The organism is Sphingomonas asaccharolytica NBRC 15499 (genome assembly GCF_001598355.1).
Taxonomy (GTDB): domain Bacteria; phylum Pseudomonadota; class Alphaproteobacteria; order Sphingomonadales; family Sphingomonadaceae; genus Sphingomonas; species Sphingomonas asaccharolytica.
This window is the reverse complement of the sequence record NZ_BCYU01000030.1, coordinates 1-16722: the sequence shown is the minus strand read 5'-3', so window position 1 is coordinate 16722 and position 16722 is coordinate 1. Positions and strand designations below refer to the sequence as shown.

At 64.1% G+C, this 16722-nt stretch carries 22 protein-coding genes; 11 read left to right on the top strand and 11 right to left on the bottom strand.

Features of this window, described 5'->3' with window-relative positions; all coding sequences use genetic code 11:
• Positions 1–184: 184 nt before the first annotated feature.
• Complete coding sequence (locus SAS01S_RS22515; RefSeq protein ID WP_157082372.1) at positions 185–331, top strand: lmo0937 family membrane protein; 147 nt, start codon at positions 185–187, stop codon at positions 329–331.
• Between the two features lie 342 nt (positions 332–673).
• A complete protein-coding gene (locus SAS01S_RS10150) occupies positions 674–958 on the top strand; it encodes a hypothetical protein (RefSeq protein WP_084238788.1) in 285 nt (94 codons plus the stop codon).
• A gap of 49 nt (positions 959–1007) precedes the next feature.
• Here SAS01S_RS10150 and SAS01S_RS10145 read toward each other — a convergent pair whose 3' ends face one another.
• Positions 1008–1424 carry a response regulator gene (locus SAS01S_RS10145; RefSeq protein WP_066807571.1) on the bottom strand — a complete coding sequence of 139 codons (417 nt, stop codon included), beginning with the start codon at positions 1422–1424 and terminating at the stop codon, positions 1008–1010.
• Between the two features lie 307 nt (positions 1425–1731).
• Here SAS01S_RS10145 and SAS01S_RS10140 point away from each other — a divergent pair, with 307 nt between their 5' ends.
• Positions 1732–1914 carry a hypothetical protein gene (locus tag SAS01S_RS10140; RefSeq protein WP_066807570.1) on the top strand — a complete coding sequence of 61 codons (183 nt, stop codon included), beginning with the start codon at positions 1732–1734 and terminating at the stop codon, positions 1912–1914.
• A gap of 61 nt (positions 1915–1975) precedes the next feature.
• Positions 1976–3130, top strand: coding sequence for a winged helix-turn-helix domain-containing protein (locus SAS01S_RS10135; RefSeq protein WP_066807569.1), 1155 nt, complete (start codon positions 1976–1978; stop codon positions 3128–3130).
• A gap of 54 nt (positions 3131–3184) precedes the next feature.
• On the opposite strand, the gene SAS01S_RS22510 is transcribed toward SAS01S_RS10135, so the two are convergent.
• Both SAS01S_RS22510 and SAS01S_RS10130 read right to left on the bottom strand, forming a co-directional pair.
• The gene (locus tag SAS01S_RS22510) at positions 3185–3445 is read right to left on the bottom strand and encodes a hypothetical protein (RefSeq protein WP_157082765.1); all 261 of its coding nucleotides are present in this window, start codon (positions 3443–3445) and stop codon (positions 3185–3187) included.
• Between the two features lie 130 nt (positions 3446–3575).
• Positions 3576–4163, bottom strand: coding sequence for a hypothetical protein (locus tag SAS01S_RS10130; RefSeq protein ID WP_066807568.1), 588 nt, complete (start codon positions 4161–4163; stop codon positions 3576–3578).
• A 375-nt stretch (positions 4164–4538) separates the two neighbouring features.
• Here SAS01S_RS10130 and SAS01S_RS10125 point away from each other — a divergent pair, with 375 nt between their 5' ends.
• The 4 genes from SAS01S_RS10125 to SAS01S_RS10110 all read left to right on the top strand — a co-directional run bounded on the left by SAS01S_RS10125 (position 4539) and on the right by SAS01S_RS10110 (position 8103).
• A complete protein-coding gene (locus SAS01S_RS10125) occupies positions 4539–4841 on the top strand; it encodes a hypothetical protein (RefSeq protein ID WP_066807567.1) in 303 nt (100 codons plus the stop codon).
• A gap of 123 nt (positions 4842–4964) precedes the next feature.
• A complete protein-coding gene (locus SAS01S_RS10120) occupies positions 4965–5672 on the top strand; it encodes a hypothetical protein (protein WP_066807566.1) in 708 nt (235 codons plus the stop codon).
• 307 nt (positions 5673–5979) lie between these two features.
• Positions 5980–6486: a hypothetical protein gene (locus tag SAS01S_RS10115; RefSeq protein WP_066807565.1), complete on the top strand. Its 507-nt coding sequence runs from the start codon at positions 5980–5982 to the stop codon at positions 6484–6486.
• A 285-nt stretch (positions 6487–6771) separates the two neighbouring features.
• Positions 6772–8103 (top strand): amidohydrolase family protein, encoded by a 1332-nt coding sequence (locus tag SAS01S_RS10110; protein ID WP_066807564.1) that lies wholly within the window; start codon positions 6772–6774, stop codon positions 8101–8103.
• A 182-nt stretch (positions 8104–8285) separates the two neighbouring features.
• Here the strand turns inward: SAS01S_RS10110 and SAS01S_RS10105 are convergent, their stop codons facing one another.
• A complete protein-coding gene (locus SAS01S_RS10105) occupies positions 8286–8963 on the bottom strand; it encodes a TetR/AcrR family transcriptional regulator (RefSeq protein WP_066807563.1) in 678 nt (225 codons plus the stop codon).
• Between the two features lie 96 nt (positions 8964–9059).
• Here SAS01S_RS10105 and SAS01S_RS10100 point away from each other — a divergent pair, with 96 nt between their 5' ends.
• Positions 9060–9725 (top strand): O-methyltransferase, encoded by a 666-nt coding sequence (locus tag SAS01S_RS10100; RefSeq protein WP_066807562.1) that lies wholly within the window; start codon positions 9060–9062, stop codon positions 9723–9725.
• A gap of 73 nt (positions 9726–9798) precedes the next feature.
• On the opposite strand, the gene SAS01S_RS10095 is transcribed toward SAS01S_RS10100, so the two are convergent.
• The 6 genes from SAS01S_RS10095 to SAS01S_RS22505 form a co-directional block, all read right to left on the bottom strand.
• Positions 9799–10641 carry a DUF485 domain-containing protein gene (locus tag SAS01S_RS10095; RefSeq protein ID WP_066807561.1) on the bottom strand — a complete coding sequence of 281 codons (843 nt, stop codon included), beginning with the start codon at positions 10639–10641 and terminating at the stop codon, positions 9799–9801.
• Positions 10642–10811: 170 nt separating this feature from the next.
• Positions 10812–12137 (bottom strand): cytochrome c, encoded by a 1326-nt coding sequence (locus SAS01S_RS10090; protein ID WP_066807560.1) that lies wholly within the window; start codon positions 12135–12137, stop codon positions 10812–10814.
• Between the two features lie 2 nt (positions 12138–12139).
• Positions 12140–14329 (bottom strand): xanthine dehydrogenase family protein molybdopterin-binding subunit, encoded by a 2190-nt coding sequence (locus SAS01S_RS10085; RefSeq protein WP_066807559.1) that lies wholly within the window; start codon positions 14327–14329, stop codon positions 12140–12142.
• Positions 14313–14765: a (2Fe-2S)-binding protein gene (locus tag SAS01S_RS10080; protein WP_066807558.1), complete on the bottom strand. Its 453-nt coding sequence runs from the start codon at positions 14763–14765 to the stop codon at positions 14313–14315. Before SAS01S_RS10080 ends, SAS01S_RS10085 begins: the two co-directional genes overlap by 17 nt.
• A gap of 280 nt (positions 14766–15045) precedes the next feature.
• Complete coding sequence (locus SAS01S_RS10075) at positions 15046–15447, bottom strand: SRPBCC family protein (RefSeq protein ID WP_066807557.1); 402 nt, start codon at positions 15445–15447, stop codon at positions 15046–15048.
• Between the two features lie 80 nt (positions 15448–15527).
• The gene (locus SAS01S_RS22505) at positions 15528–15680 is read right to left on the bottom strand and encodes a hypothetical protein (RefSeq protein ID WP_157082764.1); all 153 of its coding nucleotides are present in this window, start codon (positions 15678–15680) and stop codon (positions 15528–15530) included.
• 121 nt (positions 15681–15801) lie between these two features.
• Between SAS01S_RS22505 and SAS01S_RS22500 the strand changes: the two genes are divergently transcribed.
• Together SAS01S_RS22500 and SAS01S_RS10070 are read left to right on the top strand one after the other, a co-directional pair.
• Positions 15802–15966, top strand: a complete 165-nt coding sequence (locus SAS01S_RS22500) for a hypothetical protein (RefSeq protein ID WP_157082763.1) — start codon at positions 15802–15804, stop codon at positions 15964–15966.
• Between the two features lie 259 nt (positions 15967–16225).
• Entirely contained in the window at positions 16226–16519 is a 294-nt protein-coding gene (locus tag SAS01S_RS10070) for a hypothetical protein (protein WP_066807556.1), read from the top strand.
• Between the two features lie 12 nt (positions 16520–16531).
• Here SAS01S_RS10070 and SAS01S_RS23050 read toward each other — a convergent pair.
• The coding region (locus tag SAS01S_RS23050; protein ID WP_218016282.1) for a hypothetical protein at positions 16532–16722 on the bottom strand (191 nt) is incomplete at its 5' end.

Here is a 16722-nt window from a genome sequence, read left to right as displayed (position 1 = left end):
GGGCCGGGCGAGGGCGGTTGCGGGTCCGATCATGTCCCCTCCACATCAGGCAGGAATGTATCTCGATCTGGTTTGCGCCGCGGGGCCCGATGGAACCCGAAGCCGTAACGAACGTCTTTCACCCTGCGGGGCAGGACGGTCGGATACGAGCCTTTCCGCCCGGTCAAAACAGGAAGGACAAGAAATGCTCTGGACAATCGTCGTCATCCTGCTGGTGCTCTGGCTGCTCGGGTTCACCGTGCTCCACGTCGGCAGTCTCATCCACCTGTTGCTGGTGATCGCGCTGGTCGTTGTGGTCGTTCGCCTGATCCAGGGGCGTCGCGCCATTTAGGCTGAAGCATCCTCACCTGGCGACGTCGATCTCGGACGTCGTGCGTACGCGACAGTGCCAAGGTAAGGGTGCACCAAATGCCCGGCGGATGAACGCCGCCGGGCAAACATCGCGGGATTCGCATCGCGTGACAGGCGTTCAATCGGTACTCACCGGCCACCGGTTCCCGCGCGGATCGGCCCTCCAAGAACGTTTTCCGCAACGGTGTTCGTTGCGGAAAAATGATGCTCTCATGAAACAACCGGGCGATCTGGGTGTTTCGACCCCGATCGGTAATGGTCATTGCTCCGACGGAGCAGTGCGCCCTGCCGATACTCGAACCGTTCCAAGAAGGGGATGCGCATGACCAAGAAGTTCCTCGCCGCCGCCGCGGCCCTCACGCTGTTGCCGCTCGGCGCTTGCGGTCACAAGACCGACGCCGCCGAAAATGTCCAGGCAGCCGCCGACAACACCGCCGATGCGATGGATGCCAATGCCTCCGCAATCCGCGATGAAGGCAGCAACATCGCGTCCGACGACAAGGCAGCCGCGGACAATGCGGCGGACGCGCTGAACAACAAGGCCGATGCTGTCCGCGATGCGGGTGAAAACAAGGCGGACGCAATCGACGATAAAGCGAAGAAGTAATTCGCTCGGGCGGCGGAGGGCGCTTCCTCCTTCGCCGCCCATCCCGACGTCAGGCGGCCGCGCGCTCGGTTCGAGCGAGCGCGGTCGTGCTGGCGAGGGCTTTGCGTACCAAGGCGGTGAACCGGCCTCCCTGGCGCAACAGCAGCGCCTTGTCGAAGCACGCAAATGCGCCGCGGTCGACCGCTTCCGCCTCGCTCGGCGACCCAGCGACGGTATGCGACGACACGACCAGCACCGGCGCGTGCGGGTGGCCCGCGAGCTCGTCCAGAAAGGCGAATCCGTCGACGCCCGGCATCGCCAGATCGAGAATGATGATGCTCGGCACGAACTGAGCGATCAGGTCGCGCGCCGCCGGCACGCTCGCCGCCGAGGTGGCCACCCGCATATCCTTCTGCGTTCCCAGCAATTCCTCGATGATCGCCCTGACGGTCAGCGAATCATCGACGACCAGGATGTTGAACGCCATGGCGTGAGAACTCCCCAGATGGTCCGGCAAGGAGCGGATGGAACGAGAAGACACGGAAATCGATCACCTTGGTCCTCCTTGCCGGTTCCCGCTCTATGCGGACGGCATTATTGCGCCGAGGTTCGAAATCCCCTCCGTAGATTTACGACTGGGGAAAGTGCAGAGGCGGGCAGGGGCGCTCGCGGCCCCATGCGACTGCAATTGCCTCGTCGACAAGGGCGGGCGATCGGGCGATTGATCATCGCGCCGGTTGCCGCGATGAAGACGCCGGACCCGATATGGATCGTCTAGGGAGAGCAGAATCACGATGGGTGGCAGAACAGGGGGACGGCGTCGGTCGCATTCGGCAAAGATCAGGCGGCGCAAGATCGCCATCGCGTCGGCCGCTTTGGTCGTCGTCATCAGCCTGGCCGTCTTCGCCGCGAACGGCGGGGTGACAGGACTGTTCGATGCCCAGGGATCGGACATCCCGCCGGTCGACACGCATTGACCCCAATGCCGATACGGTCATCCCGGCTCGGCAAAAAGCGGGCCGGGCATCGATAGGGGATATGCCTGACATCTCCCTTGCCGAGGCGCGACGCATCGTCCTCACCGCTCAGGGCTTTGGCGCGCGCCGCGGCTCTTCCGTCGGCCGCGCGCAGCTCGGACGGCTGATCGATCGGCTGAACCTCCACCAGATCGACAGCGTAAACGTGGTCGCGCGGGCACATTATCTGCCGGCTTTCTCACGCCTGGGATGCTATGACCGCGACCTGCTCGACAAAGCGGCGTGGGGCGGCAAGCGCGACCGCCGATTGTTCGAATATTGGGCGCATGAAGCCTCGCTGCTTCCGCTCGATCTGTTTCCGCTGATGCGCTGGCGCATGGCGCGCGCCGACTGCGGGGAGGCGGGCTATGGTGCGCTGCGCCGTTTCGCGACCGAGCAGCGCCCGCAAGCCGACGCCATCCTCGCCCGGATCGCGGCGGAAGGACCGCTCGCCGCATCGGACTTCCCGCACGGCAAAAGCCGGTCGGGATGGTGGGAATGGGGCGACACCAAGCGGGCGCTCGAATGGCTGTTCTATGCCGGCCACCTTACCACCGCGACACGACGGCGGAGCTTCGAGCGCGTCTATGACCTGACCGAACGCGTCATCCCCGCGGCGATCCTCGCATTGCCGGCGCCAGAGGAACGCGACGCCCGGCGCCAGCTGATCGATCACGCCGCCCGCGCGCTGGGTGTCGCCACCGCGGCCGAACTACGCGATTACTTCCGGCTCAAGCCGGTGGAGAAAGATACGGCTATTGCCGACCTGATCGATGCAGGCGTCTTGCAACCGGTCCGGGTGGAGGGATGGAGCCAGCCTGCTTTCCTGCATCGCGACGCACGATCGCCGCGCCGGATCGCTGCCAGCGCACTCCTGGCGCCGTTCGACCCACTGATCTGGCACCGCGACCGTACCGAGCGCTTGTTCGGCCTGCGCTATCGCATCGAGATTTACATCCCGGCGGCGAGCCGGGTGCATGGCTATTATGTGCTGCCGTTCCTGATGGACGAGCACCTTGTCGCGCGCGTCGATCTGAAGGCGGATCGACAGCATGGGACGTTGCTGGCGAAGGCGCATCTCGAACTGGACGCGCCGCCGGATAGCAGGGAAAGATTGCGGGCCGCGCTCGACGAAATGGCTGCCTGGCTGCAGCTCGACCGAGTCACAATGCGCTGACACGCCCGCGGGTCGCAAAAAGGGGTGGCCCATCACGAGCCACCCCCGTCACATTCAGCGGTGATGGCAGACGCGCACCCAGCGGTGATGCCGCCTCACATTGTGGCAGCGGCGAGCGCCCCAACCCGCGTGACGAACGCTACGGCTGGTCACGCGCCTGGTTTCGACATGGCGCTCGACGCTTCCGCCGTCGCGAGCCCTTTCGGTCGTCGTGGTCGTACGCGTCACGCCCTCACGCCTGTCCTGCGCAGCGGCCGGAACCGCCATGCCGATTAGTGCCGTCGCCAGGCTGGCGGCAATCAAAAGAGATTTCATAGAAGATCCTTTTCAGCCCGGGATGCGGGCCGTAATCGATAGACGGCCGACGGACTCCGAAAGTTCCGCGTCCGCAAGGGAACTGCCACGGTGAGGTCGGCTAACCATCGCCGCCGTGACGACGAATGGATCAGGGGTGCATATCGCGCAGCCTGCCGCCGATCGCGCCGGCAACGGCCCCGATGAACGCTCCGACCAGCAGCGATAGCCCGGTGAACCCGGCGACCGACGTCGCGGCCTTGCGTGCGGCGTCGATCGCGTCCTTGCTCATATCGACGTCGACCGGCGTCGCGGCGATATTGGACAAAGCGGAGGCTGCTGCCGCGACCGCTGCGATCACGACCGTCGCCGTCGCCCAGGTCAGCAGCCCATGCGCGGTGTCGCGAAAGAACACCTCATCGGTGTGCAGCCCGTGCCATCGCACGCGCAGCCGCCCGGCGAGATAGCCACCTGCCGCTGCGGACAGCCATTGGGTGACAATCAGCCACACGCCGGCCGCGATCGTGAACGTGGTAGTGGCGGCACCGACACCCGGCCATGGCGACACCGACGCGAAGCCGAGCGCCGAGCCGATCGCCACCAGGATGAGGGTGAGCGCCACGGCGGCGACGGTGCCAGCGAAAATCGCCGACCATGATACCGCCGAGGTACTGGATTCGCCGGCAATCCCGGATGGATAAAGGTCTGGATCGACCGACGGGGGAATATTCGTCGCCATGATCAGTGCCAGAACAAGAGGAGCAGAATGATGATGGGCAGTGGAATGCCCAACAGCCACAGCAGAATACCTTTACCCATGTTAATCCACTCCCTTCGTCATCGTTAAAGTACGGGTGCGCAACGTTTTGGTCGCGGTGGCGGTTCCAGTATTTCGGTGGAAAGCGGATATCATTGGGCAGCGCTTGATCCATTTCGCGGGATTGATCTTGTTACCGAAGGAAGCCGTGCGGACGGCGATGACAGGCGGCCTGTTGCTTCGACGCGACGCATCCACTCATCCCGCCCAGCGCACAGCCGGGCAGAATCGGGATTGTTGGAGCAGCGCCGCTCGGCTTGGGTCGATGGGCTCGTTAACCATTGGGAAGAGTGTGTGATGTCGGCGTCTGTAACGAAAATGGTCCCTGCGGCCGTGATTTTGTTTGGTGCGATGGGGTTGGGCGGTTGCGCCACCAAGAGCTATGTCCGGGAGCAGATCGCTCCGGTGAGTCAGCGCGTGGATGCGCTCGAAGCGAAATTGAACGAGACCGACGGCACCGCGAAATCGGCCTTGTCGCAGGCGCAGGCCGCGTCGGGTCAGGCGCAGAATAATGGCCAGCGTCTCGACCAGCTCAATGCCCGGGTCGATGGCATCGAACAGCGGATGGCGGAGAGCCAGAAGAAGAAACCGCGCAATTGACGCCACGTGGCCGCATAGGCCGATCGGTCCAGTGCTGATCGGCCGAATTCCGATCGGATCGCAATGTCGAGCGTCGCCCCTTTCTTTGGGGCGACGCCCGTTTCGTGTCGGGCGCCTCCAGCGATGATCGATATCCTGTTGGCGCTCACCGGTCTTGCGCTCGCCATTCCTGCGTCCGCACCAGCGGCGAAGCCCGCTCGACCGGCCGCAACCAAGCCGGCCAAGCCCGCGCGGCGGGCTAGCGATATGGCCAAAATCGAGGTGACCCAGTCGGCTGCGGCGACGCGCGTTTTCGACTGGATCGCCGCATCGGGTGACAATGGCGGGCTGCCCTATATCGTGATCGACAAGAACAATGCCGCCTTGTTCCTGTTCGACGCGAAGGGGCAATTGCTCGGCAAGGCGCCGGTGCTGATCGGGGTGGCCGTCGGCGACGATGCGACGCCGGGTATCGGCAGCAAGAATCTGGCTGAGATCGGCCCCGCCGAGAAGACCACCCCGGCGGGGCGTTTCCTGGCCAGATACGGACTCGCGGCGGGCCGGCAAAAAGTGCTGTGGGTGGATTACGCCACGTCGGTCGCGCTCCACCCGATCCCGACGGGATACAATCCGAAGGAACGCCGTCGCCAGCGCATGGCGTCGCCGACCTCGGACGACAACCGCATCACCTTCGGCTGCATCAACGTACCTTCGGTCTTCTACACCAAGAGCGTGCAGCCCTTGTTCCGGAAGCAGGGTGGCTATGTCTATATCCTGCCCGATACCAAGCCGCTCGAAGCGGTCTTTCCGCTCTTGCTGGGCCAGACGGTCGTGAGCGGCGGCGGGCACTGATCGTCGGGCGCGGATGTCTGACAGAAGGCGGTCCCGATCGGGTGGCAGGAGACGTCGAACGGATGCGATTTCCCGATCACGATCCGCCGGGCAAATACCTACCAATTGCCGCTTCGGAGCCGCTTCGCGGCTTCATTGCCATCCAAGCTGAAGCGAAAAGCCGGCCAATATCGGGCGAGCCCGCGTCCTCACGCACCAAGGGAGAGTCGGAAATCGCCAGGCACATAGTCATCGGTCTCCTCGCTTTCGCGCCACCGACAAGAGCGCTGCTACATTTCATACAGTCTTAGCCGCAACGGCCCATTTTATGCCGCCATTCTTCACCATCCTAATGCCGCTCCTGGTGTTTGCGGCGGTCGGTATCGCCCTGTTGCGGCGAAGGAATGCGTTGCGGGCGATGCCATCCAGGCCGCTCGAGGCTGCGGCGGACGGAATGATCGCCGTGCCAATACGCGGCCTCTATCTGCGTCGCGCGGGTCTTTTTGAGGGTGGTTCGAACAACAGCGTCAATCCGCGCTTTGCCAGCGGACCGGAGGGCATCCGTTATCGCGTGTTTCGAGAGGGCCGGCTGCCCTTTTCGGCGATCGATCATGTAGAGGTTCGCGAGCGGTTCGGATCCGTGCACCTGCTGTTCTTGAATAGCTTCGGGCCCCGCTTGCTTAGCGTCAATGTCGGCGACCGCGATAGCGCGAAGCAGGTGCTGAACGCGCTGCCTCGTAGCGTGCCGCTCACGCCAGAGGCCGCCGTGATCCGCGACGACGTGGCTGGTGCGGGAACAACCGGCCTGCACCTGTATCACGGCCGCTTCGCGTGATGCACGCGCAACGGATATTCGCGGCGGCGGATGCCGATGACGCCGCACAAATCCCAATGCCTGAAATTGGGCGGTCTTCTGCCCGTCCGGTTCCGGCACCGGAAGGTGGGGAAGCCGACATTAGTGCGACCGATCGCCGATGGCGGCGCGTTCGGGGTTGCAGCCAACAAATGCGGAGGCGGATATGACTGAAATCGGACGCTTGTATTCTGCCGTCGGCCTGCAAGGGTGATGGCCGTGTGGAACCCGATCCGTAATGCCCGGCTAATAGGCTCAACCATTGTCATGGTGGCGACTGTCGGCCTGGCCGCCGCATCGGAGCCGGCCGCGCCTGCGCAAGACATCCTCCTTTTCCGCAACGCGACGCTGTTCGACGGCACAGGGCGCTCGCCTACCTACAACATGGATGTCATCGTCGAGGGCGAGCGCATCAAGCAGGTCGTTCCCGATGCCAATCTCGATCCCGGTCTTTTGCAAAAGGCGAAGATCGTCGATGTGCGCGGACGCTTCCTGATGCCGGGCATGATCGATGCCCATGTCCATCTCGCCACGCCGCCGAACCGGCGCCAGGCGGAAGCCGTGCTGCGGCGGGACATCTTTGGCGGGGTAACGGCAGTTCGCGATATGGCCGACGATCTGCGCGCGGTGGGTGACTTGTCGCGTGCCAGCCTTGTGGGTGAGATTGCCGCGCCCGACATCTATTATGCCGCGCTGATGGCTGGCCCCGCTTTCTTCACCGACAAGCGAACCGCCCAAACGTCGGTCGGTGGGGTACCTGGCTATGTTCCCTGGATGCAGGCCGTGACGGAGGGTACCGACCTGCCGCTTGCGGTCGCACAAGCACGCGGAACCTTCGCCACCGGAATCAAGCTTTACGCCGATCTGTCGCCTAATATGGCCGGCAGGATCACCGCCGAAGCGCACCGCCAGCATATGAAGGTGTGGGCGCATGCCACGCTGTATCCAGCCAAGCCGTCGGACGTCGTCGCCGCCGGCGTGGATGCCATCTCGCACGCCTGCCTCCTGATCCGCGAGCCGATGGCGCGCGTTCCCGGATGGACCGAACCGCGCCCGACAGCGACGCTCGCCGAATTTCGCGACGGAAAAAACGCTGCGCTTGCTCGCCTTTTCGCCGAGATGGTGCGACGCGGGACGATCTTGGATGCGACCATCTGGGCCTATAGCGCCGATACGGCCGGCTCGACGACGTTGCCGCCGCTATCACCCGGCAGTTGCGACGACGCGATCGGCGGCGCGATCACTGGTCAAGCGTACCGGGCTGGTGTCGCGATCGATGCCGGAACCGACAATGTCGCCGATTGGACCGATCCCTGGCCCGATCTGTTTCACGAATTGTCCGCTTTGTCAGACAAGGCGGGAATGTCGAATGGGGCCATCCTGCAATCCGCGACGCTGATCGGCGCGCGCGCGTCTGGCCAGGAGCGCGACATGGGCAGTATCGAGCCGGGCAAGCTCGCCAATATGGTCGTGCTAGCGCACGACCCGTTGACCGACCTAAACAATCTCAAATCGGTCGTCATCACGATCAAGCGCGGCCGGCTGTTCGAACGCACCGCGTTCGTCCCGTTGAAAGAGGGCGACATTACCGACCGTTGATCGCTCGGTTTCTCTCAGCTTGGCGGCGCCGAGGCTAATGTGGAAGGGCAAGGCCATCGAGTTCCGATGTTCGCCGTCAATCTCGTCGAGCGCCCGATTCCATGAAATCGATGCTGGCTTCAAACGGTGGCAACTGGGGAGCGTAGTGGGCGAGATTGCTCCGTGTCCGCGCCAAGCGGTCGCTATCGCGGCGCAAGCGGCTCCGGCAGGGCGGGATCCGGCACCGTCGCTTGGGTCGTCAGCCGTTCGAGATAGGCGCATAGCATGTCGGCCAGCGCCTCCGACCAGAGGACGATCTCCGTCTCCGTCCGCGGCGCCTCGGAAAAGCTGCTGCCCACGCCGCTGAGCGTCATCTTGATCAGATCGCCGGCAAGCATCCGCTTATGGTCGGACACGCCGGGCAGCGCCTCATGCAAGAATGTCCGGAAGATCTGGGCGTTTTCCTTCTTCGCTTCGATCGCCTCCGGTGCATCGCGATAGAGCGGTGCCGCGTCGCTTAGGGCGATACGGATCGCCGCTTCCTCGCATTCGGACTGAATGAAGGCATGGACCAGCCGGCGAACGCGGACGTGCGGCAGAGTAGATCTGTCTTCGAGGATGCTCCGCAACAGCGCCGAGGTGCGTTGCCACTCGTCGCTCTGCAGGCGGAACAGGATCGAGGCCTTGTTCGGGAAATATTGGTAGAGCGACCCCACGCTGACGCCGGCGCGCTCGGCGACTCGGGCGGTGGTGAAACGCCGCGCACCTTCCTTCATCAAAACCTGAACAGCCGCGTCGAGCACCGCCTCGACCAACTGGTTCGAGCGTGCCTGCTGAGGCTGTTTCCGCGAGGAGATAGCGGTGCCGCGGTCGGTCGTCATGCGTGCTTCCTGCCAATGCGAATAGTCAAAGCTGACGAACTCGTCGTATTTTCCGTTCCGGCAGGCAAGCCCTGTTCGCACCTGGAGAAAATCCCAATGACCACGCTTTCGAGCGCCCCTGTGGCGCCTCTTCTCGCGCGCCTTTTCGCCGACGCCGACGCCAAGCCGCCGGCGCAAAGCCCGGCCTTTGCCGGCGTGACCAGCGAGGAGCGTAGCCGAATGATGCGCAGCAAGACCGACTATCGCGATTTCTATGCCCAACTCAACGGCTTCGCGCTGCCAGTGTCACGCGAAGTCGGCGGCCTGCTTTACATGCTGGCACGCGCGACCAATGCCCGCTCGATCGTCGAGTTCGGCACGTCGTTCGGCTTGTCGACCCTCCATCTGGCGGCGGCGCTGCGCGACAATGGCGGCGGGCGGCTGATCACCAGCGAGTTCGAGCCTGGCAAGCTGGCGACGGCCAAGGCCAATCTGGCTGAGGGCGGGCTGGCCGACCTCGTCGAGTTCCGTGAAGGCGATGCGCTGGAGACGCTGGCGGTGGATCTGCCCGAGACGATCGACCTTGTGCTGCTGGACGGCGCCAAGGCGCTGTATTCGGATATTCTGGACCGGCTAGAGAGCCGGTTGCGGTCCGGCGCGATCCTGATTGCCGACAATGCGGATTATTGCCCGGAGTATCTCGAGCGGGTCGGCAATATCGCCAATGGCTATATGTCGATGCCGTTCAGCGACGAGGTGGAACTCTCGATCCGGCTCGGCTGATCTCCGGCCGCTTCTCGATGCGATCGACGGCCCGGTTACCGCAAAAGGCACCGGGCCGCCGCGCGCTTCACGCTTATTTCGCGGCGTTGACCCCGCACTGTTTCTGTTCCATCGGAATCTGCTTGGTGATGCGGGTGGCGTTCTCGGCATAGGCCTCGGTCACCGAGCCGCTGTTGACGGTCTTGCCGCGCAACGGGCTCACGCCCTGGCACAGGTGGAAGACGTGCGGCGTCGACGACTTCTTGGCGCCGTTCTCCGGAGCGATCCAATAGACCAGATCCTGACCGGCGGGGTTTGCGGCGGTCTTCGTCGCGTCAGCCACCGTCGCCGAGTCCCTGGCGATATCCTTCGCCTGATCGGCGACCTCGGGCGAACAGGCCGTGGTCGGCTCACCGGCTTTGATCTGGGCCGCGCACTTGTTCATGTCCTGGGTATATTGCTCGGTCGATGGCGGCTTGAAGTCCACCCCGATCACGGTGGCGAGCAGCGCCAGAACGACCCCGATACCGCCGGCGATCTTCTTGTTCTTAGGATCCATGTCCTTGTCCAGGAAGATCAGGGCAATCAGCGGGAGGAAGGCGATCACCGTAATGATCGCGCCGAGCTGGTTCTGGACGAAGAACCGGAATGCGTCCGCTCTAGTGGCCGGATCCTGCCTGTTGGCCGCTTTCCACATCAGGCTGCCGGCAATCGCGAACACTGCGATCACCACCAGAAGGCCGATCAGCAGCGCGAGGTTGCCATGGTCAAACTTGTGCTGCTTGAGCATGACGATACCGGCGATCTCGGTGCCGATGGCGACAATCCAGGCGAGCGCGGCGAACAGGCGAAGTCGCTTGGCGGCAGATTGCTGGCCCTGTGACGCTTGCCAGTCTTTGGTGACGTCGACATCTGCGCCAGGCTTGGTGTCAGGCATGTTCGGAACCCCCCTTATCGACCTTCGACACGGCGGGCAGCGGTCGGGAAACCTGGGCCACCTCGCGCAGCGTCTTCAAGACCTTGTTCGCGAACAACGTAACCGACGTCGCCGGTCGGGACCAGCAATAATCGCCGGTAACAACCGGTTGTCGCCTGTCGGCTCGGATTTCAGTTCTGTCGCCGCAAACGAGCGACCTCCTTTGGCGTAATGTCGGACTTCGCGGCGCCGAAGCGAGCCGTCACATAGTTCGCGACGGACGCGATTTCCGTGTCGGAATAAGAGGCGGCGAAGGCCGGCATATAGGGACGGCCGGTGCCGGGTTTCCCGGCGCCGTTGAGGATCATCGCCGCCACATTTGCCGCCGTCGGATCGTTGACCGCGCGCACGCCGGTCAGCCGCGCCTCCTCGACGATCGCCCCGGCGCCAGTCCAGGCATGGCAAGCGGCGCAACTGCCCTCGAACACCCGTTTGCCGACCGGGTTGTCGATCGATGCGAGTTTGGGCGAGGCGGGAGCCGGGCCGGCGGGTTGCGGCGAGCGGTCGCTGCGAATGGCAGGCACCGTCTTCAGATAGGTGATGATCGCGGCGAGATCGGACCTGGTCAGTTTCGACAGGCTCAGCGCTACCGCTTCGCCCATCGGGCCCGATGCGCCTCCGCGTCCCTGTGAGTGCCCGGTCGACAGATAGGACGCGAGCTCGGCATCGCTCCAGCCGCCAATGCCGCTGACGCGGTCGCCGGTGATGTTATAGGCGTTCCAGCCTTCGGCCACGCCGCCCGCGAATTTGCTACGCTGGTCGAGCGCCTGCATCAGGTTGCGCGGCGTATGACATTCGCCGCAATGGCCGGCAGCCTCCACGAGATAGGCGCCGCGGTTCCACACGGGGCCCTGCTCGCGCACCGGACGGAAGCGCTTGTCGCTGTTGAAGAAGGCCGACCAGATTCCCATCAGCCAGCGCTGATTGAATGGGAAGCCGAACGTATTGGGTTTGTTTGGCTGCTTCACCGGGGGAAGCGAGAACAGATAGGCTTTGATCGCCAGCACGTCGGCGTCGGTCAGCATCGTGTAGGACGCGTAGGGAAAGGCAGGATAGAAACGCGATCCATCGGGCGCGATGCCCTTGTGCACGGCATCGAGGAATTGCGCGTCGGTCCATTTGCCGATCCCGGTTTCCGGATCCGGCGTGATGTTCGGCGTATAGATCGTCCCGAATGGGAGGACGAACGGTCGCCCGCCCGCGAACGGCTTCCCGCCTTTGGCCGTATGGCAGGCCTCGCAATCGGCCATCCGGATGACATAGTCGGCGCGGCTGCGTGGATCGGCGGTGGCGAGCTCGGACGGCACGCCGGTCACCGTCTTGTCCGGATAGCTGGCCAGCTCCACCTGCGTGCCCCCCGCAAAGCTGTAGGGACCGGGCTGAAAGACCATGCGGCCGATGATCGCCGCCGCGAGCACGACGATCGCACCCGCCAGAAGCAACAGGTTCCGCCGCATCCTCAAGCCCCCTTCGCGATCAGCGCGCGGTCGATCGGCATGCGCGTAAGCTGCACCCCGGTTGCCGCATAGACGGCGTTGGCGACGGCGGGTTGCGTGACTACGGTCCCCGGCTCGCCGATCCCGCCCGAATTCTCGCTGCTCGGTACGATATGCACCTCGATCACCGGCATCTCGTCGATGCGGATGATGCGATAGTCGTTGAAATTGCCCTGTTCGACCGCGCCCCCGGCAAAAGTGATCTTGCCGAACAGCACCGCCGACAAGCCAAAGGCTGCCCCGCCCTGGATCTGCGCTTCGAGGATATCGGGGTTGATGACCTTGCCGACATCAGCGGCGATCACCAGGCGAGTGACGCCTACATCTCCCTCGTCGCTCACCGCCACGTCCGCGATAGCGGCGAGATAGCTGCCAAAGGCGTTCATCAGCGCGACGCCGCGTCCCCGCCGCCCCCCGGACGGAAGGGATGGCGCCGGCGTACCCCAGCCGGCCTTGTCCGCTGCGAGGTTCAATACGCCGAGTGCGCGTTGGTTCTTTTCGAGGAGACCCCGTCTGAAAGCGAGCGGATCGACCCCGGTCTTGCGCGCGATCAGATCCATGAAGCATTCGATCGCGAAGATGCTGCCGTTCGGACCGACGCCGCGCCAGAATTGCACCGGCACGGCGCTTTCGTGGCGGATATATTCGACCAGCCGGTCGCCCACCGCATAGGGCACTTCGGCCGCGCCATCGACCGCATCGATATCCACGCCGTCCTTGAATACCGGCGGCAGCCAGTGTGCCATCACCGACCCGCCGGTAACGCGGTGATGCCAGGCCGTGATCCGCCCGTTCTCCAGCCGGGCCTTGATGTGCTCGTGATAGAGCGGGCGGTAGAGCTGCTGGCGGATGTCCTCCTCGCGCGACCAGATTACCTTGACCGGCCCGTCGACCTTGGCCGCGATCCGCACCGCCTTGATCACGCCATCGACCTCGAGCCGGCGGCCGAACCCGCCGCCGATCAGATGATTGTTGACCGTCACCTTGTCGGGCGTGATGCCCAGTGCCGTGGCGGCGCCGGCTTGGGCGAAACCGGGCACTTGCGTCCCGGTCCACAATTCGCAAGCGCCGCCCTGCACATGCACGGTGCAATTGGTCAGCTCCATCGGCGCGTGGGCGAGATAGGGGAGTTCGTAGCTCGCGTCGAACAAGGTGCCGTCCTTGAGCTTGGCGGGCGCGTCTCCCTCCTTCTTGGCGACCGCCCCGGGCCCCTGTGATGCCTTTTCCAGGTCTGACCACAATTTCGCCTGATCGAGCCCGGCATTGGCCCCGTGCGCCCAGTCGATCGCGAGCGCGTCCAGCCCTTGCATCGCCGACCAGGTGCTGTCCGCGACGACCGCGACGAGATCGTCGAGCACGACCACCTGCTTGACGCCGGGGACGGCGAGCGCCGGCGCCTGATCGACACTGCCGACCTTGCCGCCGAGCACGGGCGACGACCGCAAGGTCGCAAACTTCATGCCGGGCAGCATCACGTCGATGCCGTAGACCGTCTTGCCGATCGCTTTGTCCGGCGTGTCGATGCGATGCACCGGCTTGCCGATCAGGCGAAATCGGGCCGGATCCTTGAGCGCGACCTCGGCTGGCGGTTTCAACCGCGAAGCGGCGTCGGCCACCTCGCCATAGCGCAGCGAACGGCCGCTCGAGGCATGCGTGATCATGCCGTTTTCGGTGGTGAGGCTGGCGGGGTCGACCCGCAATCGAGCAGCGGCGGCCGCCACCAGCAGGGCGCGCGCGGTCGCGCCCGCTTTTCGCAGCGGTTCGCTCCACGCCATGGTCGTGGTCGATCCGCCGGTGGCCTGCACGACGAATACCGGGCTGCCGTAATTGGCCTGATCGGGCGGTGCGTGCGCGGCAATCACCTTGTCGAGCGCGACGTCGAGTTCCTCGGCGATGCACTGGCTCTGCGACGTATAGACTCCCTGGCCCATTTCCACCGCCGGCAGCGTGAAGGTCACGCGGTCGTCGGGCGCGATGTGAATGAAGGCGTTGAGGCGCTGGCCGGTCGGCACCGGCTCGGGCGCACTCGCCATGGCCGCGCGCGCGGCACTCCATGGCAGTTCGATCGCGACAAGCAGCCCGGCGGCAAGCGCTCCACCCTGCAGCACCGCGCGGCGCGACAGGCCGATGGCGGCGTCAGGAGCGGGCGGCATGCTTGATCCCCTCGCGGATGCGCACATAGGTGCCGCAGCGGCAGAGATTGCCGGCCATCGCTGCATCGATATCGGCATCGTCGGGCGCGGGATTGCCGGTCAGCAACGCGGCAGCCGACATGATCTGCCCCGGCTGGCAATAACCGCACTGGATGACCTCCAGGTCGATCCACGCTTTCTGGATCTTCGCGCCTGCGGGGGTGTTGCCGACGCCTTCGATCGTCGTGATCGCACGGTTGCCAACGCGTCCCACCGGGAGTTGGCAAGACCGGACGGCGACACCGTCGAGATGAACCGTGCACGCCCCGCATTGGGCGATCCCGCAGCCGAACTTGGTGCCGGTCATCCCCAGCAAGTCGCGCAACATCCAAAGGAGCGGCATATCGGGCGGAACGTCGACGTCGCGCTTTTCGCCATTGATCGTGAACTCGGGCATCGACCTGCCTTTCGCTTATCCTGGTGGATGCGAAATGCCCGGATCAGGAGCCGCCCTGGAACCGGGCACGCACACAACTCCAAATACTGCGGCACGGACTTATCACCCCCGGCCGGGTGTAGCGATAGGCTATTCCGCCATTCGACGCACGAGAAGATCGCCACCTCGACGACCAGACTTGCCTGGCACGCAGCTCAACCGCCTGGCCTGGGCGGCGGCCGATCGTGAGCGAGGCGCGCCACGATCGCGGCGGCTCAGAGGTCTCTCCGTTCCACGACCATCACGAGATTGATAACATTCCCTCCCATATCTGCTGAGCGTCGTCGGGGCCAGCGCCCCGCGCCATGAAGTCTAGCCGTGATCCCGAACCGACTTGCCTGATTTGAATGTCGATGTGAGCGACGCCGGCGAAATGTTGCGGGACGACCAAACTGAATGCCAGTCGCGTCGGCGGGTCGACTATCGTGTATATCCCGTCGTGCGTGATTACCCGACCCGCAGCCTGTTCCGTAATCGAGTATGCCCCGCCGACGCGAGGATCGGCACGCGCACTCAGCTTGTTGTCTGGCGACTTGAAGAGCCACCGTTCCATCAGCGCGGGATCGGTCCAGGCATCGAACACCGATTGGGTGTCGGCGTCGATACTCAACTTCACTCTCGCCCGGATGTCGCTGGCTACCATCAGCTATCTCGAAATCTGCTTATAGATATTTGTTTGCGGGTTATCGGTCGCGCAGTTCCCGGCTTGGAGAATTGGCCCGCTCATCGATCATCCAATCTGTGCATCCGCACGCCCTCGATCGCGTAGCGGGCGAATAGGAAGTCGTGGATCGACACGACCTTTCCGTCGCTGAGCGACAGGGCGACGAAATAGGCCGGTTGGTCGAGCGATACATCGCGGTCGTATACCAGCATGGCGGGACGTCCTTCGACGAAACCTGCCTCGAAAGCCCATTGCGCGCACGCCGCATAGCGCCCGTAATATTCCCCGACCTTGGATTTTCCCCTTCCTGGTCAGTTTGGAAACCAGGTCCAGTTGTACATCGTCGGCGAGCATGGCGCGTGCCGCGTCGAAATCGCTGTTCCTGAAGCCATCGACATAGGCGGCCAGGCGTTGTCGCATTTCGGTCGACCAAGCCGGCTGATCGATGTCGTCGGGCTCGTCGGCGAACGAGCGAAGCGCCGTCTGCCCACGCTGTAGCGCGGATTTCGCCGCTGACGGACTGACGCCATTCACCGCCGCGATTTCCTCCAGCGAATGCCCGAGTGCGGCGCGCGAGATCGGTCGTCAGATTGCGCCCCTCCCCCGCAAAGACCAGCGGCGGATAGCTGGTCAGCTGCTTCGTCGCGGCGGCTGAGAAGACCGGCCAGCGAGCGCCTTCGTCGCCTCGTGCGCTGCGTTGTAGACTTCATTACCGCCCCCTCGCCATAATACGCCATTATCACAACGAGGAATCGAAATGGCGAACCCTGGTGACAAAAAGAAAATACCGTTGCTGCCCAACCCACTCGCCCCAGAAGTCTTTGCCGCTGAGGCGGCAGGGTTCTTTGTTCTGGCCGGGAACATCGTCATCACGCTCGAGTCCGCGCGGCCTGAATATACGAACGGCCCAACTTTGAACCGCGTTGTTGTCGGGCGCGTGGTGATGCCCGTGCAGGGCGCGCAAAATCTTGTGGTCGGGCTGAATGCCTTTCTTGCCAAGCATGACCTCGACCCTTCATCCGCCATCAAGTCCGGCGCGACGCAGAACTGATCGTCACGGGCGTCAACATAACCATTCGCGCAGCCCGATTTTGGCACCGCCGAGGTCCGGCGGCATATCCTGCCAGTTCGACGTCGACACGTTCGAGATGGGAGATTGCGACAAATCGCGTCCGGATTGACGCGACTGGGTGGCGGGCCAGCAGCGCTGATGATACCTGCCTTGGCAGAGGCGGGCGCCCCCCCCCCCGTTCC

Bases quoted from the DNA above. Each gene is read 5' to 3' on its own strand.
- SAS01S_RS22515 (WP_157082372.1), top strand. From the start codon at position 185: ATGCTCTGGACAATCGTCGTCATCCTGCTGGTGCTCTGGCTGCTCGGG.
- SAS01S_RS10150 (WP_084238788.1), top strand. From the start codon at position 674: ATGACCAAGAAGTTCCTCGCCGCCGCCGCGGCCCTCACGCTGTTGCCG.
- SAS01S_RS10145 (WP_066807571.1), bottom strand. From the start codon at position 1,424: ATGGCGTTCAACATCCTGGTCGTCGATGATTCGCTGACCGTCAGGGCG.
- SAS01S_RS10140 (WP_066807570.1), top strand. From the start codon at position 1,732: ATGGGTGGCAGAACAGGGGGACGGCGTCGGTCGCATTCGGCAAAGATC.
- SAS01S_RS10135 (WP_066807569.1), top strand. From the start codon at position 1,976: ATGCCTGACATCTCCCTTGCCGAGGCGCGACGCATCGTCCTCACCGCT.
- SAS01S_RS22510 (WP_157082765.1), bottom strand. From the start codon at position 3,445: ATGAAATCTCTTTTGATTGCCGCCAGCCTGGCGACGGCACTAATCGGC.
- SAS01S_RS10130 (WP_066807568.1), bottom strand. From the start codon at position 4,163: ATGGCGACGAATATTCCCCCGTCGGTCGATCCAGACCTTTATCCATCC.
- SAS01S_RS10125 (WP_066807567.1), top strand. From the start codon at position 4,539: ATGTCGGCGTCTGTAACGAAAATGGTCCCTGCGGCCGTGATTTTGTTT.
- SAS01S_RS10120 (WP_066807566.1), top strand. From the start codon at position 4,965: ATGATCGATATCCTGTTGGCGCTCACCGGTCTTGCGCTCGCCATTCCT.
- SAS01S_RS10115 (WP_066807565.1), top strand. From the start codon at position 5,980: ATGCCGCCATTCTTCACCATCCTAATGCCGCTCCTGGTGTTTGCGGCG.
- SAS01S_RS10110 (WP_066807564.1), top strand. From the start codon at position 6,772: ATGGTGGCGACTGTCGGCCTGGCCGCCGCATCGGAGCCGGCCGCGCCT.
- SAS01S_RS10105 (WP_066807563.1), bottom strand. From the start codon at position 8,963: ATGACGACCGACCGCGGCACCGCTATCTCCTCGCGGAAACAGCCTCAG.
- SAS01S_RS10100 (WP_066807562.1), top strand. From the start codon at position 9,060: ATGACCACGCTTTCGAGCGCCCCTGTGGCGCCTCTTCTCGCGCGCCTT.
- SAS01S_RS10095 (WP_066807561.1), bottom strand. From the start codon at position 10,641: ATGCCTGACACCAAGCCTGGCGCAGATGTCGACGTCACCAAAGACTGG.
- SAS01S_RS10090 (WP_066807560.1), bottom strand. From the start codon at position 12,137: ATGCGGCGGAACCTGTTGCTTCTGGCGGGTGCGATCGTCGTGCTCGCG.
- SAS01S_RS10085 (WP_066807559.1), bottom strand. From the start codon at position 14,329: ATGCCGCCCGCTCCTGACGCCGCCATCGGCCTGTCGCGCCGCGCGGTG.
- SAS01S_RS10080 (WP_066807558.1), bottom strand. From the start codon at position 14,765: ATGCCCGAGTTCACGATCAATGGCGAAAAGCGCGACGTCGACGTTCCG.
- SAS01S_RS10075 (WP_066807557.1), bottom strand. From the start codon at position 15,447: ATGGTAGCCAGCGACATCCGGGCGAGAGTGAAGTTGAGTATCGACGCC.
- SAS01S_RS22505 (WP_157082764.1), bottom strand. From the start codon at position 15,680: ATGCTGGTATACGACCGCGATGTATCGCTCGACCAACCGGCCTATTTC.
- SAS01S_RS10070 (WP_066807556.1), top strand. From the start codon at position 16,226: ATGGCGAACCCTGGTGACAAAAAGAAAATACCGTTGCTGCCCAACCCA.